Source organism: Accumulibacter sp., assembly GCF_029255125.1.
Lineage (GTDB): Bacteria > Pseudomonadota > Gammaproteobacteria > Burkholderiales > Rhodocyclaceae > Accumulibacter.
Window position 1 is genome coordinate 1 of sequence record NZ_JAPUVR010000130.1, and the last position, 16,746, is coordinate 16,746.

The window sequence follows — 16,746 nt, forward strand, 5'->3', positions numbered from 1 at the left end:
CAAGAACCTCGTCCGCATAAAACCCGATCGCTCATTCCCAAGACAATTCACAGAAAAGCCACATCTATCACATGCTTACAAGAACGGTGTATGACTTTGTTCTGATACGTTGAGAGCATTGGTCTGGGAGCGGGTCGCGACAGCGCTGTCGGGGGAGGTCGGCCAGGAGCAATGGTGCATCGAATCGAGCATCGTCTGCGCCTGCCCGTCCTCTCGTCGGGGGCGGTTCAGGAAAGGCGTTTGCCGCACGGGCTCCTCAGTTCGATCCCTTTTTCGGCTTGCCGCGCATTGCTCCGACTCCCCAGCCGGTAAGGACGAGTGCGAGCAGCGCCAGGCTGGTCGGTTCGGGCAGCCGGCTATCGCCATCGGGTCGGGCAATCCAGTCGAGGAAACTGGTCGCACCCGCAGTCGGGTCGGTTCCGAAACCCAGGTTGTATGCATAGATCGTTCCGGCGCCGGTTCCACCGCCGTCGCGCGCGTAGAAGTCACCCCAAACCGGGGCCTGGGTCGTCGTGAATTGGACTACCGTTTCAGTCAGCGCGGTGTCCCGGGTGAATCTTACTCCCCACAGGGCGCTCGGCATGCCGACGTTCGACGCTCCGGTAGCGGGGCCGACATCGCCGGCAGTGACTGGGGCGATTCCAATATCGGAATAGTCTCCTTGTGTGTTGCTGACGAAAACACTTTCCCAATAACTTTCCAATGAGTTTCCATTGGCGTCGGTCGGCGACAATTCGAGAAGCCAGTGGCTCAATTGTGCACTTCCGCTGAGCGGTGTGTCGATGGTGTATCGGTAGGTGTAGTCGGCACCGTTATTGGTGATTTGCCAACTGATGCTGAAACCCCCGTCGCTCCATATTCCCGCCGCCGGGTTCCACTGCAGTCCGCCGCCACTGCCGCTTGTTCCGACGGTCGCTCGGCTGCCGACGTAGTTCGCTGAATCAACAAATACCGACGCCTGTGCGGCAGTGCACACGAGGAGAGCGGTGAAGCCCCAGCAAGTGACAGCCGCCATTCTCTTCATAATCATGAGCATTCTCCCTGAGAAAATATAGGCAAAAGCCTTGCCATCACTGTCCATAGACATGCTGATTGCGCTTCAACAGCAACTACTGGTGATCGTCAGTGGCTCCATTTTCGTTTCGTACTCCTCATGCCCGCGCAGAAGGAGGCGCGCTGCGGCGTGTTGGAAAACCCCTAACAACACAAGATACGGCGGTAGACGATGTCCGAGGGCAGAGCGCCGGACATCGTTGGTCGGTGAATGGATTTCTTATCGGCGAACGGATGGTAGCCCTCGGCCGATTCGCCGAAGAACAACTGTTCGTTATGTTTTACAGTGATAAAGCAGTCTGCTCGGAAGCCTTGACGGAGCGTCGGAAGCTATTAGAATGACGAGTCATGGAGAAGAAACTTTTTCGGTTTTTGACATTTTTTGGCGTAACGGCGGCATTTGTCGTGGCTTTGTGCGCTTGTGTCGATAACTATCAGGAATCGATTGCCAGCGCGCGTGCCGATTTGGCCAATGGCAATGCCGGGGCGGCTGCCGTACGCCTGCGCGGGTTGCTGCAGCGCGAGCCTGGCTACCGTGAGGCGCTCGTTCTGTTGGGGCAGATTCTGCTTGACAGTGGCAACGCGGCAGGCGCCGAGAAGGAACTGCGCAAGGCCTTGGAGATCGGCGCCGATCAGGAAATCGTCAAACCTTTGCTCGCCCGGGCGCTGGTCGACAGCGGTGACGGCAAGCGGGTGCTGAGCGAATTCGTGGCGTCGCAGCTCCGCTTGCCCGAGGCGCAGGTGGACATTCTGGTCAGCCAGGCGCATGCCCATCTGCTCGAGGGCGAGGTCGAGAACGCCAGATGGGTGGTGCGGCAAGTGGCTGCACTCGGCCCCCCTGGTGCGCGCCTGGCGATCGTCCAGGCCATGCTGAGTGCGGCCGAGAAGAAACACGATGTGGCGCTGTCGACGATCGACCAGGTCCTCGCCGAGCAACCGAATTCGATTGAAGCGCTGCGCGCGAAGGCGAATATTGCGTTGGGTGGCGGCAATCTCGCGCAGGCGATTGCGGCGCTGCAGGCCTTGACGCTGGCCATGCCGTCCGATGTCGGCGCGCAGTATGCGGCGAGTGTCCTGCTCTGGCAGGCGGGCCGCATCCCCGAGGCCAGGATTCAGCTCGAGCGACTGCGCGGGGTGGCTCCCACGCACCCGCGAACGGCGCACCTGGATGCGTTGTTTGCGTTGCATGGGAGGGACTTGCGGGCGGCGCGCGAGCATGTGGCGCAGGCGCTGAAGGCCGATCCCGCCTTCCTGCCGACGCTGCTGTTGGCAGCCAACATCGACGCCGAACTGGGCGAGTTCGAACGCGCGGAGAATGGGCTGAACGCGGTGATCGCCCAGGAGCCGGACAACATTCCGGCGCGCCGTGCGCTGCTCGCGCTGTTGCTCAAGACGCAGCGCAAGGAGAAGGCTTTGAGCGTTGCGCAGGATTTGCTGACGCGTGCTCCGGAACAGTCGGCGGTGCTCAAGCTGGCAGCCGCAGCGCACTTGCTGGCCGGCGATGCGAAAACCTCGCAAGCGTTGTTCGCCAAAGCGCTGGCGCTGGCGGCGCCCGATGCGCAGGTCCTGATGGGGCTTGGTCTCGCCCACATGGCGGGCGGCGCGACCGAGCAGGGAGTCAAAGCGCTGCTCCAGGCGTCGGCGGTCGACGAATCGAGCGTTTCCGCCGATCTGTTTCTGGTCCGGCATTACATCGACAGCAAGCAGTTTGACAAGGGCCTGCAGATCATCGCCGCGCGGTCTGAGCGGCATCCGCCGGATGGCCGCTTCGCGCTGCTCGAAGGCGAGCTTCTCGCCGCTGCCGGGCGCAAGCCCGAGGCGCTTGCCGCTTTCGACAGGGCGATTGCACTTGGTCCCGAGGTCGTCGCCGCGCTGCGCGAGCTGGTCCGTCTGGAGCGCCCCGAGGGCAAGGCTGAGCACGTGCGCCAGCGTTTTGTCGAAGCGCTGGCGCGGCGACCCAAGGACGCCGATCTCTTGCTGCTCTACGCGAATTGGCTCGACGAAAGGCCGGCCGAGCGCGCCAAGGTGCGCGCGACAATCGAGCAGGCGGTGGCCGTTGCGCCGGAGAGCGTCGAGGCGAGGATAGCCCTTGCCGCCTACTACGCCAGCCGCAAGGACCTGGACATTGCCCTGGACGTCGCCGAGGAAGCGGTCAAGGCAATTCCGGGCAATGTCCGCCTGCTGAGCGCGCTGGCCGAGCTCTACCAGCGCGCCGGCAAGCCCGAGGTGGCGGCGATGCGGCAGGCCGAGGCAGTCGCCGCGGCGCCCGCTTCGCCGGAACTGCTCGTTCGCCTGGCCGACTTCCAATCGACGGGCGGCGCGAAGGATGCCGCCGCCGCATCGTTGCACAAGGCTTTGGGCTTGCGCCCAGGCTACGAGCCGGCGATCGTGCGCGTCGTGGCCATGGAACTCGAGGCGGCTCGACCGGAGGCGGCGCTGGCCGCCGCACGCGACCTGCAAAGGTCCAGTCCGCTTGCTCCAATAGGCTACTCATTGGAAAGCAAGGTGCTGATTCAGAATGACCAGTGGCCGGAAGCCATGCGCGTGCTGAAGAGCGGGATCGAGCGCACGCAGAGCGCGCAACTGGTCATTGATGTCCACCGGACGCTGACCAAGGCAGGCCGCCAGCAGGAAGCCGCGGGCGCGCTGGCCGACTGGCTGCAGCGGCACCCGAAGGACTTCGCCGTGCGCAGTTACCTCGCCGATTCCGCCCTCGAAAACAAGGATTATTCGCGCGCGCTGCGGCTTTACAAGGAAATCGTACGCGACTTTCCGCGCAGTTTCCGTACGCTCAACAACCTGGCCTGGACCGCGCGCGTGCTGGGTGACGCGCGGGCGCTCGACTATGCGCAACAAGCCGGGCGGCTGGCACCCGACGACCCGGCGGTGCTCGATACGCTCGGTCTTCTGCTCGTCGAACGTGGGGATCTGGCGCGCGGCATCGAGATTCTCAGGCGAGCCACCGCCCTCGCGCCGGATCTTCCCGACGCACGCCGCAACCTGGCGCGCGCGCTGGCCCAGTCCGGCGACCGGAGCGGCGCGCAGCGCGAACTCGAAGTCCTTGCCAGGTTGGGCAAAGCGGACGCGGAGTTGAAGGACATCCAGTGAATCGGCGCTCGCTTGTCGCCGCGGTTGGCCGCCGGCTGCTCGGATCGTCGCCAGGCGAGCGCGACGAACACCGCCGGCCGGACGCAGGCACTGGGTGAACTGTCACCGGGCGACCGGCAAGCGCACGACGGTTTCCCGAATAGCCACAGGCAAGCGTAGAATCTCCTGACGGTTTCGTCGGTAAGAGCGCGCGTCATGACGTCCCTCGGTTTGCTGCTCTGGATTGTCCTCGGCATTGCGGTGCAGTTGGGGCTGTTCCTTGGCGTCAGCTTCTGGCGGCACTGGCAGGACTACCGACGGCTTGTGCAAGGGATGCCGGAAGCCGCCGAATTGGCGCCGGTGGCGGGTCTGCCCGACGAAGACAGGGCGGGCTGGTCAGGTTTTCGCAGCTTTCGGGTTGCCCGACGCGAGAGCGAAGACGCTGGCGGACAGATTTGCTCGTTCTATCTCGAGCCGGCAGACGGCCAGCCGCTGCCGTCATATCTGCCCGGTCAGTTCCTGACTTTTCGTCTGGAGCTGGGCAAGGCGGAGGGTCGCGGCAGCGCGTCGATCACCCGCTGCTACTCGCTCTCCGATGCCCCTGCGAGCGGCTACTACCGCATTTCCATCAAGCGCGTGCCGGCGCCGCCGGGGAGCGCTTATCCGGCCGGGCGCTCGTCGAATTTTTTCCACGACGATGTGCAGGTCGGCGCGACATTGCAGGTGCGTGCTCCGTCGGGGCACTTCTACCTTGCTGCGGGTAGTGCTCCGGTCGTTCTGGTTTCTGGTGGAATCGGGATCACGCCGCTGCTCAGCATGCTCAATTGGTGTCGGATACACCAGCCCGAGCGCGAGATCCGGTTTTTCCATGGGCTGCGCAACAGTCGGGAAGGCGCTTTCCTGGCCGACCTGCGTGCTGCGGCGGCGGCTGCGCCAAGTGTTCATCTGTACCTGTGTTTCAGCGATCCGCTGCCCGAGGATCAACTCGGGAGAGACTTTCAGTACCACGGGCGGGTCGGGGTGAATCTGTTCCGCATGGAACTGCCGTTGAAGCCTTACCACTACTACATTTGCGGTCCCGCGCCGATGATGGAAACCTTGCTGCCGGCGCTGGCGGATTGGGGCGTGCCGGATTCGCGCATCCACTTCGAGGCTTTTGGCCCGGCTTCCGGCCTGCGGCGTCGGGCGGAACCCGCCGCGCTGGCCGAGCATGCCTTGCCCGACCCGGCGAACGAAATCACCGTCACCTTCGCCAAGTCGGGCAAGAAGGCGCAGTGGTCGGCGCAGTCGGGCAATCTGCTGGATTTTACGGAAGCGCAGGGCGTCGCCGTCGACTCGGGCTGCCGCGCCGGAGGTTGCGGCACCTGCCAGACGACCATCGTCTCCGGTGAAGTCTCGTATCGGCAAACTCCCGACTACGATCCGCTAGCCGGCACTTGTCTGCTCTGCGTCTGCACGCCGAAGACGCATCTGACGCTGGAGGCTTGAATGGGTACAGCGGCGAGCGGCTCGCTCTGGCGCAAGCATATTCTTCCGTTCACGCTGCTGGTTACCCTGCTCGGGGTGGCGACGGTTGCCGGCGACTATCTGCTGCACCGCCTCGATCTGGTCTGGGTGGGGCGCTATCTCGGCATTCCTGGCACCCTGCTGATCATCGTGTCGCTGATCTACTCGCTGCGTAAGCGGAAGGTGATCAACGCGGGTAACGTCAGGGCGTGGCTGAGCATGCACGAGGCCGGCACCTGGTTGGGTTCGCTGATGGTCCTGATTCACGCCGGCATCCATTTCAACGCCATTCTGCCGTGGCTGGCCACCATCGCCATGGGCATCAACGTGATCAGCGGCATGGTCGGCAAGATGCTGCTGCGCCGCGCGCGCGAGCACGTTCAGGCGCAACGCGAGCATTACCAGTTGCGCGGTTTGTCGAAGACCGAGGTCGAGCAGGCGATGTTCTGGGAGTCGGTGACCTTCGACGCGATGACCCGCTGGCGCAAGGTGCACATTCCGATCTTCGTCGTCTTCGTCGTGCTGGCGCTCGGACACATCGTCAGCATTTTCCTGTTCTGGGGGTGGCGATGAGCAAGACCCTCAAGTTCGTTCTGGCGGCCAATCTCATCGCCCTGGCCGTCCTCGCCTTCGTCTATCCGCACCTGATGCTGGCCCCGGGCAAGCTGATTCCCGGTCACAGCAAGCTCGAAGCCGACTGTTTTGCCTGCCACGTACCGCTTCTTGGCGCGACGACCGAGCGCTGCACGGTCTGTCACAAGCCGGCCGAGATCGGCCGTGTCACGACGCTTGGCCAGCCGATTCAGCAGCCGCTGACCAGCGTCGCGTTTCATCAGAAGCTGATGCAGCAGGATTGCCTGGCGTGCCATGGCGACCATGCAGGGGTGAAACGCCTGCCCGGCGCCGGCCGCTTCAAGCACGCCTTGCTGCGCGCAGACGCGCGTCAGGAATGTCAGGCCTGCCATAAGTCGCCGAAGGACGCGCTGCATCAGCAGATCACCGGCAATTGCAGCCAGTGCCATAGCGACGAGAAGTGGGTTCCCGCCTCGTTCGATCACAACAAGTATTTCGTTCTCGATCGCGATCACAATGTGCAATGCGTCACCTGCCACCTGCGCAACGACCATGCCCGCTATACCTGCTATGGCTGCCACGAGCATACTCCCGAGAAGATTCGGCGTGAGCACATCGAAGAGGGAATCCGCGACTTCAGGAACTGCGTCGAATGCCATCGCAGCGCTGACGAGCACGACATCCGGATGCCGGGACGCGAGCGCGAACGCGAACGCGACCGAAAACACGGCCGCAAGCATGACGACGACTGAGCCTCGCGCCACTTGGGGCGGGGTGCTGCTGGCGCTGCCGGCCTTGCTGGCCCTGCTGGCGTTGACTCGCCTGGCGGCAGCACAGCCGCTGGCGAGCGACGGCGAAGTCGTCGCTGCGCTGCGTGCGCATGCCATTCCCGTCGTTCAGGCAGCGGCCGATTACGATCCGCTGCTTGCCTCGATCGGCGACGCGCAGGTGGTGATGCTGGGCGAAGCGACGCATGGCAGCGCCGAGTTCTACGACGAGCGCGCGCGTCTGACGCAGCGCTTGATCACCGAAAAGGGCTTTCGCGCGCTGATTCTGGAGGCGGGATGGGCGTCGGCGACTCGCCTGGACGATTTCGTCCAGGGAAAGCTGGGCGATCTGCCGCCGGCTGAGGCGTTCAGCCGGATGCAGAGTTTTCCGCGCTGGGTCTGGCGCAACCGCGAGTTCGCCGCTTTCCTCGCACGCCTGAAGGCGATCAACGACGCTGCGCCGGCCGGCGAGCCGCGCGTCTCGATTCATGGCATGGACCTGTACGGCGTTCCGGAAGCGGTCGCCGAAGTCGTGCACCACCTGCAACGGCGCGATCCCGCCGAGGCCAGGCGGGCGCGACGCGATTACCGCTGTTTTGCGCCGTACTCGCGCGCGCAGCTCGACCCGCAGCTCTACGGCCGCGATCTGGCGCGCGCGGCGATTCCTTCGTGTGCCCGCCAGGTGGAGCGTCGGCGCGCCGCGATGGAGCGCCGCGCCGAAGGCGATCCGGCGGCTTTCTCGGCGATGATGAGCGCGCGTTCGCTGGTCGCGGCCGAGGCCTACTACCGCCTGCTCTATAGCGAAGGCGCCCTGGTGAGCTGGAATTCGCGCGAGCGCTTTCTCGCCGAAACGCTTCGCCGCCTGCGCGAGCGGCACGGCAAAGTTGTCGTCTGGGCGCACAACACGCATCAGGGCGATGCGCGCGCCAGCGCTCAGGCCGACGTCGGCGAGCTTTCGCTGGGGCAACTGATGCGCGAGGAGTACGGCGAGGGCGCGTATCTGGTCGGTCTGACGACCTACCGCGGCAGCGTGCGCGCGGCGACCGGCTGGGCGACGCCGGATCGTCGGCGGAAGCTGCGGCCAGCCGTCGCCGGAAGCTGGTCGCACCTCTTGCAGCAAACCGGCATGGCGAATTTTCTGCTCATCTTCCGGCAGAACGAAGAATTGATCGACCAGCTCGACGTGCGCCGGCTCGATCGTGCGGTCGGCGTCAGCTATCTGCCGGAAGCCGAAATCGAAAACCACTATTCGCTGTCCTTGCCTGCGCGCCGCTTCGACGCGCTGATCCACCTGGGGGTGACCCAGGCGGTGACGCCGCTCCCCTGATCGCGCGCCGCGTGCCGGCATGCGGCGCGCTGGTGTCGGCGCTGCGTTCTCGTCCGGCTCGACGGCGGGCGGCAAGCGGTCAGGCGGATTGCCGGTCGGCTATAATCGTCGGCGCTCGTTCGCGCTGTCTTCCTCTCTTCGTCAACGCAGGCTTCGCCGCCCTTTCCCGCCGCCCATCATGGCCTACCTTCTCTTTCTCCGCGGCGCTTCAGCGCTCTCATCGTTCCGTTTGCAGCGCCTGCAGGGTAATGTGCAGGCGGTGGTCGCCCGGGCGCAGGTGGTCAGCGCCGTCCATTGGCACTTCGTCGCTACCCGTCGCCCGCTCGACGATGGTGAGCGCGCACAACTCGGCGCGCTGCTCGACGAGACCGCCGCGCCGGCGGACGAGCCGGGCGAGCTGTTTCTCGTCACGCCGCGCCTGGGGACGATCTCGCCCTGGTCGTCGAAGGCGACCGACATCGCCTGGAACAGCGGCTTGTCGGCTGTCGAGCGGATCGAGCGTGGCGTTGCGTATCGCATCGACGGCGGCCGGCGGACGCTGTCGGCCGAAGAGCGCGCGGCGATCTCCGGCGTACTGCACGACCGCATGGTGGACAGCGTTCTCGCCACCTTCGCGCAGACCAGCCAGTTGTTCGAGCATTTCCCGGCCAAGCCGCTGAGCACCGTCGACCTGATGGCCGGCGGGCGCGCTGCGCTTGCCCAGGCCAATCTGCGTCTCGGCCTGGCGCTGTCGGAGGACGAGGTCGATTACCTGAACGAGGTCTTCGGAAAGGCGCGACGCAACCCGACCGATGTCGAGCTGATGATGTTCGCGCAGGCCAATTCCGAGCACTGCCGGCACAAGATTTTCAATGCCTCATGGGTGATCGACGGCGAGGCGCGCAGCGAAACGCTGTTTGGCATGATCCGCGAAACGCATCAGGCCAATCCGGCGGGCACCGTCGTGGCCTATGCGGACAACTCGGCGGTGCTCGAAGGTGCACTCGTCGAGCGCTTCTACCCGGACGCCGCCGGCGCCTATGCCTATCATCAGGAAGCGACGCACATTCTGGCCAAGGTCGAGACGCACAATCATCCGACGGCGATTTCGCCTTTTCCGGGTGCGGCGACCGGCTCGGGCGGCGAGATTCGCGACGAGGGGGCGACCGGTCGCGGCTCGAAACCCAAGGCCGGCCTGTGCGGCTTTTCGGTTTCCAACCTCAACCTGCCAGCCGCGCCGCAGCCCTGGGAGGCGGCGACGGCGGCTTACGGACGCCCGCCGCGCATCGCTTCGCCGCTGGCCATCATGCTCGAAGGGCCGATCGGCGCGGCGGCGTTCAACAACGAGTTCGGTCGTCCCAACCTGGCCGGCTATTTCCGCACCTACGAGCAGTTCACCGGCGCCGGTGACGAGCGCCTGCTGCGCGGCTACCACAAGCCGATCATGCTCGCCGGTGGTCTGGGCAATATTGCTGCCGGCCAGTCGTTGAAGGCTGAGCGCCTGCCGCCGGGCACGCTGCTGATTCAGATCGGCGGGCCGGGGATGCTGATCGGTCTCGGCGGCGGCGCGGCGAGTTCGATGAATACCGGCAGCAACAACGAAGACCTCGACTTCGCCTCGGTACAACGGGGCAACCCGGAGATCCAGCGGCGCGCCCAGGAAGTCATCGACCGCTGCTGGCAGATGGGCGTTCCGCGCGGCGATGGCTCGACGGTCGGCGACGGCAATCCGATTCTCTCGCTGCACGATGTCGGCGCCGGCGGCATCTCGAATGCGCTGCCCGAACTGGCGCATGGCGCCGGCAGTGGGGCGCGCTTCGACCTGCGCGCGGTGCCGATCGAGGAACCGGGCATGTCGCCGGCCGAGATCTGGTGCAACGAAGCGCAGGAGCGCTACGTTCTGGCGATTGCTCCTGCCCGGTTGGCCGAGTTTACGGCGATCTGCCAGCGCGAGCGCTGTCCTTTCGCGGTCGTCGGCGAAACGACGGCGGAAGCACGGCTGCTCGTCGAGGATGCCCATTTCGCCAACCGGCCGGTCGACATGGAGATGGCGGCGCTGCTCGGCAAGCCGCCGCGCATGACGCGTCTGGCGGCGCATACCGCAGCTCTCGGCGTGCCGTTCGACGCCACCGCGGTCGATCTGCGCAGCGCCGCGTACCGTGTGCTGCGCCTGCCGGCAGTGGCCGACAAGACCTTCCTGATCACGATCGGCGACCGCAGCGTCGGCGGGCTGACCGCACGTGACCAGATGGTCGGTCCGTGGCAGGTGCCTTGCGCCGACGTTGCGGTAACCCTGATGAGCTTTCAGGGCTATCGCGGCGAAGCGATGGCGATTGGCGAACGGGCGCCGGTGGCGGTGATCGATGCTCCAGCCGCGGGCCGCATGGCGGTCGGCGAGGCGCTGACCAACATCGTCGCGGCCGACATTGCCACGCTCGCCGAGGTCAAGCTGTCGGCCAACTGGATGGCCGCAGCCGGCTGGCCAGGCGAGGACGCCAGGCTGTTCGATACGGTGCGCGCGGTGGTCGATCTTTGCCGGCAGATCGGCGTCGCGATTCCGGTCGGCAAGGACTCGCTGTCGATGCGTACGCTCTGGCGCGAGCCGGCCATTGCCGGCGAGGGATCGGCGAAACAGGTCGTCGCACCGCTCTCGCTGATCGTCAGCGCCTTTGCCCGCGTACAGGATGCGCGGCGCACGCTGACGCCGCAACTGGTGCTCGACGCCGGTGAGACCGACCTCTTGCTGATCGACCTCGGCGGCGGGCGCGATCGCCTGGGCGGGTCGGCGCTGGCGCAGGTGTTCAATGCCACCGGCAGCGAGGCGCCCGACCTCGACGAAGCCGCGCGCCTGCCTGCCTTCTTCGCGGCGGTGCGTCGGCTGGCCGCCGACGGTCTGCTCCTCGCGTATCACGACCGCGCCGACGGCGGACTCTTCGCGACCGTTTGTGAGATGGCTTTTGCCGCGCGTTGCGGCGTCTCGATCGACACCGACGGCTTGTGTTACGACGCGCTGATCAATGACGTCGACGGCAACGAGAAGCGGCCGAACCTGCTCGGCGGTCGTTCATTCGAAAAGCTGATACGCGCCCTGTTCAACGAGGAACTCGGCGCCGTCGTGCAGATTCGCCGGGCTGAACGTAGTCAGGTGATGGGCGTCCTGCGCGCCTGCGGACTCGGTGCGTGCACGCATTTCATCGGCGCGCCGAACGCGACTGATCACGTCCGCCTGATCCGCAACGCGCGCGCGGTGTTCGACGAGGCCCGGGTTGAACTGCAGCGCGCCTGGTCGGAAACCAGTTTTCGCATGCAGCAACTGCGCGACGATCCCGCCTGCGCGCAGGAGGAATACGACCGCATTCTCGATACCGCCGATCCCGGACTGTCGGTCAGCCTGCGCTTCGATCCGGCAGACGACGTGGCGGCGCCCTTGCTCAATCGCGGCGCGCGTCCGCGCGTGGCCATCCTGCGCGAACAGGGCGTGAACGGGCACGTCGAAATGGCGGCGGCTTTCGAGCGCGCCGGTTTCGCCGCAATCGACGTGCACATGAGCGACATTCTGGCCGGGCGCGTGGCGCTCGCCGACTTTGCCGGCCTGGCGGCTTGCGGTGGCTTTTCCTATGGCGACGTGCTCGGTGCCGGGCGCGGCTGGGCGAAGACCATCCTCTTCAACGAGCGCGCGCGCAGCGCTTTCGGCGAATTCTTTGCCCGTCCGGATACCTTTGCCCTGGGCGTCTGCAACGGTTGCCAGATGCTCAGCGCGCTCAAGGATCTGATCCCCGGCGCCGCCGCGTGGCCGGCTTTCGCGCGCAATCGCAGCGAACAGTTCGAGGCGCGCTTCTCGCTCGTCGAGGTGCTCGATTCGCCGTCGCTCTTCCTTTCCGGGATGGCCGGCAGCCGCCTGCCGGTCGTTGTTTCGCACGGCGAGGGCAGGGCGGTGTTCTCGCCGGGCGGGCAGGGCGAGGGGGCGCTCGTCGCCTTGCGCTACATCGATCACCAGGGCGCGGCGAGCGAAGTCTACCCGTACAACCCGAACGGTTCGCCCGGCGGCATCACCGGTGTAACGACGTCCGACGGTCGCTGCACGATCATGATGCCGCACCCGGAAAGGGTCTTCCGCAGCGTCCAGATGTCGTGGCACCCGGCCGACTGGCAGGCGCGCGGCTGGCACGATTCGCCCTGGCTGCGCATGTTCCGCAACGCGCGCGCCTGGCTCGGCTGACGCCTGCCGCCGGGTGCACCAAGCGACGTTCCCGGCGGGTCCGGCCGGGTGCCAGGGTGGGCATGGTAGAATAGCTTTTTGTTAGCTTGTGAGGCGTGCGATGTTTTCGGCTAAGGATACGCTGGCGAAAGTGGACCCCGAGATCTGGGGGGTGATCGAGAAGGAAAATCGCCGCCAGGAAGACCATCTCGAACTGATTGCTTCGGAGAACTACGTCAGCCACGCGGTAATGGCGGCGCAGGGTTCGCAATTGACCAACAAATACGCCGAAGGCTATCCCGGAAAGCGCTACTACGGCGGCTGCGAATACGTCGACGTCGCCGAGCAATTAGCCATTGATCGGCTGAAAAGGCTGTTCTCGGCCGACGCGGCGAACGTTCAGCCGAACTCGGGATCGCAGGCGAATCAGGCCGTGCTGATGGCTTTTGCCAAACCCGGCGACACGATCATGGGTATGAGCCTGGCGGAAGGCGGCCATCTGACGCACGGCATGCCGCTCAACATGTCGGGCAAGTGGTTCAATGTGGTCGCCTATGGGCTCGACAGCAAGGAAGCGATCGATTACGCGCGCATGGAAGCACTGGCGCACGAGCACAAGCCGCGCATCCTGATTGCTGGCGCTTCGGCCTACGCGCTGCGCATCGATTTCGAGCGCTTTGCCCAGGTTGCGCGCGACATCGGCGCCATTTTCATGGTCGACATGGCGCACTACGCCGGCCTGATTGCCGCCGGTTGCTACCCCAACCCGGTGCCGCACGCCGACGTGGTCACTTCCACGACGCACAAGACGCTGCGTGGTCCGCGTGGTGGCGTCATCCTGATGAAGGCGGAACACGAAAAGGCGATCAATTCGGCGGTCTTCCCGGGTTTGCAGGGCGGCCCGCTGATGCACGTCATCGCCGCCAAAGCGGTGTCCTTCAAGGAAGCGCTGTCGCCGGGTTTTCGCAAGTACCAGGAACAGGTGGTCGCCAACGCGCGTGTTCTGGCGCGCGTCCTGACCGAGCAGCGCGGCCTGCGCGTCGTTTCCGGGCGTACCGAGTCGCACGTCTTCCTGCTCGACCTGCGCAGCAAGCAACTGACCGGCAAGGAGGCGGAAGCGGCTTTGGGCGCCGCTCACATCACGGTCAACAAGAACTCGATTCCGAACGATCCGCAGAAGCCTTTCGTCACTTCCGGCATCCGCATCGGATCGCCGGCGATGACGACGCGCGGTTTCAGCGAGATCGAGTCCGAACTGGTGGCGCACCTGATTGCCGACGTGCTCGACGCGCCGAACGACGCCGAAGTACTCAGTCGCGTGCGCAACGAGGTCTCCGCGCTCTGTCGGCGCTTCCCGGTCTATGGCGGAGAACGCAGCGGATGAGGTGTCCGTTCTGCGGCGCGGACGATACGACAGTCGCTGATACGCGCATCAACGACGATGGGGACCTCGTCCGCCGCCGGCGCCGCTGCCTGAGTTGTGACAAGCGTTTTACCACCTTCGAGCGGGCCGAAGTGCGCGTGCCGCAGGTGATCAAGAAGAACGGTTCGCGCGTCGAGTTCGACCGTGAAAAGTTGACCGCCAGCTTCCGGCTGGCGCTGCGCAAGCGGCCGATCGGCAGCCAGGCGGTTGACGCGGCAGTCGGGCGCATCGAAGAAGCGCTGCGCGCTCTCGGCGAGCGCGAAGTGGCCTCGGAAGTCATCGGCGAAATGGTCATGCGCGAGTTGCAGAAACTCGACAAGATTGCCTACGTTCGCTTCGCCTCGGTCTATCGCAACTTCGAGGACGTCGACGAGTTTTCCCAGGTCGTGCGCGAAGTTTCCCACCCGCCGCAAGCGCTTGGTCATTGATGCAGGTGGAGTTCACCGCCGCTGACCATGACTTCATGGCGCGCGCGCTGCGCCTTGCCGAACGCGGTCTGCAGACGACGACCCCCAACCCGCGTGTCGGCTGCGTCCTGGTGCGCGCCGGACAGGTCGTTGGCGAAGGCTGGCATGTGCGCGCCGGCGAACCGCATGCCGAAGCGCTTGCGCTGGCGGCAGCCGGCGGCGCAGCACGCGCGGCGACCGCCTACGTCACGCTCGAACCCTGTGCGCATCATGGTCGTACGCCGCCGTGCGCGGAAGCCTTGCTGGCGGCCGGCGTCGAGCGCGTCGTCGCGGCGATGCAAGACCCCAACCCGCTGGTCGCCGGACGCGGCCTGGCGCGTCTGCAGGCGGCCGGCGTGCGTACTGAATGTGGCTTGCTGGCCAATCAGGCGACCGAGTTGAACGTCGGCTTCGTCGCCCGCATGCAGCGTTCGCGCCCATGGGTGCGTCTCAAGCTGGCGGCCAGCCTGGATGGCAAAACGGCTTTGCGCAATGGCAGCAGCCAGTGGCTGACCGGTGCCGAGGCGCGGCGCGATGGCCATCGCTGGCGCGCGCGCGCCTGTGCGATCCTGACCGGGATCGGTACGGTACGCGCGGATGATCCGCAGCTTACCGTACGCGCGCTCGCGCCGGCGACGGAAGCGCTTCGCCAGCCGTTGAAAGTCGTCGTCGACAGTCGGCTGCAATTTCCCCTGAGCGCCAGGCTCTTGCGCCAGGGGCGCCTGCTGCTGGCCGTGGCGGTTGCCGATCAGCAGCGGGTTGCCGCGGTCGAGCAGGCCGGCGTCGAGGTCGTCGTACTGCCCGGGCTAGACGGCCGGGTCGACCTGCCGCGGCTGCTCGGCGAACTTGCGCGGCGCGAAATCAACGAGCTTCACGTCGAAGCAGGCAGCCGGCTGAGTGGCGCTCTGCTGCACGCCGGTCTGGTCGATGAACTGCTGCTTTATCTGGCGCCGTGTCTGGTCGGCGATGCGGCGTACGGCATGTTCGACCTGCCGCCGCTCGTTTCCTTGCTCGACAAGCGCAAGCTGATCGTGCGCGACCTGCGCCAGATCGGCGACGATCTGCGGCTTATCGCTCGCCTGGCCTGAGCGCGCTGCCCGCGCAGACGGCGCACAGAGGGTCACGCGCGAACCTGACGCTGCGCCAGTCGAGCGTCAGCGCATCGAACAGGAGCAGGCGGCCGACCGCCGGGTCGCCGCTGGCGGTGAGCAGCTTCAGCGCCTCGGCCGCCTGCAGCGCGCCGATGATTCCGGTCAAGGGGGCGAACACACCGGTGACTGCGCAACGCAGCTCGTCGACGTCGTCGCCTTCGGGGAACAGGCAGTTGTAGCACGGCGCATCGTCGCGCCGGCTGTCGAAGACGCTGAGCTGCCCGGCAAAGCGGACGGCGGCGCCGGAAACCAGCGGGGTTCTTTGCCGCACGCAGGCCTGATTGACCGCGTGCCGCGTGGCGAAGTTGTCGCAGCAGTCGAGAACGACATCGGCGCGGTCGACCAGCCGCGTGAGCTGCTCGCCGCCGAGGCGGGCAACGACGGCTTCAACTTCGACCTCGGGGTTGATCGTGGCCAGTGTTTTCTTGCCGGAGGTCGCTTTCGCGGCGCCGATACTCTCCTGGCGATGAAGGATCTGGCGCTGCAGATTGCTCAGGTCTACGCTGTCGCTGTCCGCCAGGATGATTGTGCCGACGCCAGCCGACGCCAGATAGAGCGCAGCCGGCGAGCCCAGGCCGCCGGCCCCGACGACCAGCGCGGTCGCCGCGAGCAGCCGCTGCTGGCCCTCGATGCCGATCTCGTCGAGCAGAATGTGCCGACTGTAGCGCAGCAGTTGATGATCATTCATTCGTCGGCACTCCGCCTGGATAATGACCGGCAAACCGCGCGACCAGCAAACCGCGCGTCCGGCAAACCGCGTCGGGCCGCCCCGGGCAGGCGCATACCTTGGCTGGCAACTACTTGTATTCGCGCCACTCCGGCGGAGTATCGTCGTGATCGCCGTGCGGATGCCGCTCCCAGGCGTGCGTGTAGGCTTCCGATTGTGATCGCTTCAGCGGCCGATGCGGCGTGTCGAGATTGTGCAACTGAGTCTCTTCGACGTAATAGATCAGCGCCCGCATCATCTTGCTCATCAGCGTGTTGTCGAGGTGGTAACCCTGGTCTTCGAGGGCGCCTTCGATCTCTTCCAGCGTGTGGTCGCGCAGGTCGTAGGCGACGCCGACGACGCGGTCCTGGGACGGCGCGTCGACGGCCAGGCGGTCGATCGTGCTGAGGAAGTCGCGCGCCTCGGGAACCTGCCCGGGCGGAAATCGGGTGAACAGGATGGCCCTCTGTTTGCGGATCGGCGCCACTTCGGGGACGCGTGTTGCCGCTCGTTTCACGTCTTTTCTCCCG

General features: G+C 65.8%; 12 protein-coding genes. 9 read left to right on the plus strand and 3 right to left on the minus strand.

Annotation, left to right across the window (positions count from 1 at the left end):
• Positions 1–256 precede the first annotated feature (256 nt).
• Positions 257–1,030, minus strand: coding sequence for a PEP-CTERM sorting domain-containing protein (locus Q1L59_RS13845; protein WP_300333196.1), 774 nt, complete (start codon positions 1,028–1,030; stop codon positions 257–259).
• Between the two features lie 371 nt (positions 1,031–1,401).
• Here Q1L59_RS13845 and prsT point away from each other — a divergent pair, with 371 nt between their 5' ends.
• The 9 genes from prsT (at position 1,402) to ribD (ending at position 15,447) form a co-directional block, all read left to right on the plus strand.
• A complete protein-coding gene (gene prsT / locus Q1L59_RS13850) occupies positions 1,402–4,161 on the plus strand; it encodes an XrtA/PEP-CTERM system TPR-repeat protein PrsT (protein ID WP_300333198.1) in 2,760 nt (919 codons plus the stop codon).
• Positions 4,162–4,356: 195 nt separating this feature from the next.
• Entirely contained in the window at positions 4,357–5,628 is a 1,272-nt protein-coding gene (locus Q1L59_RS13855) for a 2Fe-2S iron-sulfur cluster-binding protein (protein ID WP_300333200.1), read from the plus strand.
• Positions 5,629–6,219: a hypothetical protein gene (locus Q1L59_RS13860; RefSeq protein ID WP_300333201.1), complete on the plus strand. Its 591-nt coding sequence runs from the start codon at positions 5,629–5,631 to the stop codon at positions 6,217–6,219.
• Positions 6,216–6,971, plus strand: a complete 756-nt coding sequence (locus Q1L59_RS13865; RefSeq protein ID WP_300333202.1) for a cytochrome c3 family protein — start codon at positions 6,216–6,218, stop codon at positions 6,969–6,971. The genes Q1L59_RS13860 and Q1L59_RS13865 overlap by 4 nt, the downstream gene beginning before the upstream one ends.
• Positions 6,958–8,313: an erythromycin esterase family protein gene (locus tag Q1L59_RS13870; RefSeq protein ID WP_300333204.1), complete on the plus strand. Its 1,356-nt coding sequence runs from the start codon at positions 6,958–6,960 to the stop codon at positions 8,311–8,313. The genes Q1L59_RS13865 and Q1L59_RS13870 overlap by 14 nt, the downstream gene beginning before the upstream one ends.
• 178 nt (positions 8,314–8,491) lie before the next feature.
• A complete protein-coding gene (purL, locus tag Q1L59_RS13875; RefSeq protein ID WP_300333206.1) occupies positions 8,492–12,511 on the plus strand; it encodes a phosphoribosylformylglycinamidine synthase in 4,020 nt (1,339 codons plus the stop codon).
• 100 nt (positions 12,512–12,611) lie between these two features.
• Positions 12,612–13,874 (plus strand): serine hydroxymethyltransferase, encoded by a 1,263-nt coding sequence (gene glyA / locus Q1L59_RS13880; RefSeq protein ID WP_300333208.1) that lies wholly within the window; start codon positions 12,612–12,614, stop codon positions 13,872–13,874.
• Positions 13,871–14,341 carry a transcriptional regulator NrdR gene (nrdR, locus tag Q1L59_RS13885; RefSeq protein ID WP_300333210.1) on the plus strand — a complete coding sequence of 157 codons (471 nt, stop codon included), beginning with the start codon at positions 13,871–13,873 and terminating at the stop codon, positions 14,339–14,341. The genes glyA and nrdR overlap by 4 nt, the downstream gene beginning before the upstream one ends.
• Positions 14,342–14,346: 5 nt before the next feature.
• Complete coding sequence (ribD, locus tag Q1L59_RS13890; RefSeq protein ID WP_300333260.1) at positions 14,347–15,447, plus strand: bifunctional diaminohydroxyphosphoribosylaminopyrimidine deaminase/5-amino-6-(5-phosphoribosylamino)uracil reductase RibD; 1,101 nt, start codon at positions 14,347–14,349, stop codon at positions 15,445–15,447.
• Here the strand turns inward: ribD and moeB are convergent.
• Both moeB and Q1L59_RS13900 read right to left on the minus strand, forming a co-directional pair.
• Positions 15,428–16,198, minus strand: coding sequence for a molybdopterin-synthase adenylyltransferase MoeB (gene moeB / locus Q1L59_RS13895; RefSeq protein WP_300333211.1), 771 nt, complete (start codon positions 16,196–16,198; stop codon positions 15,428–15,430). The two genes, ribD and moeB, sit on opposite strands and share 20 nt — an antisense overlap.
• Before the next feature lie 109 nt (positions 16,199–16,307).
• Complete coding sequence (locus tag Q1L59_RS13900) at positions 16,308–16,733, minus strand: hypothetical protein (protein ID WP_300333213.1); 426 nt, start codon at positions 16,731–16,733, stop codon at positions 16,308–16,310.
• Positions 16,734–16,746 lie beyond the last annotated feature (13 nt).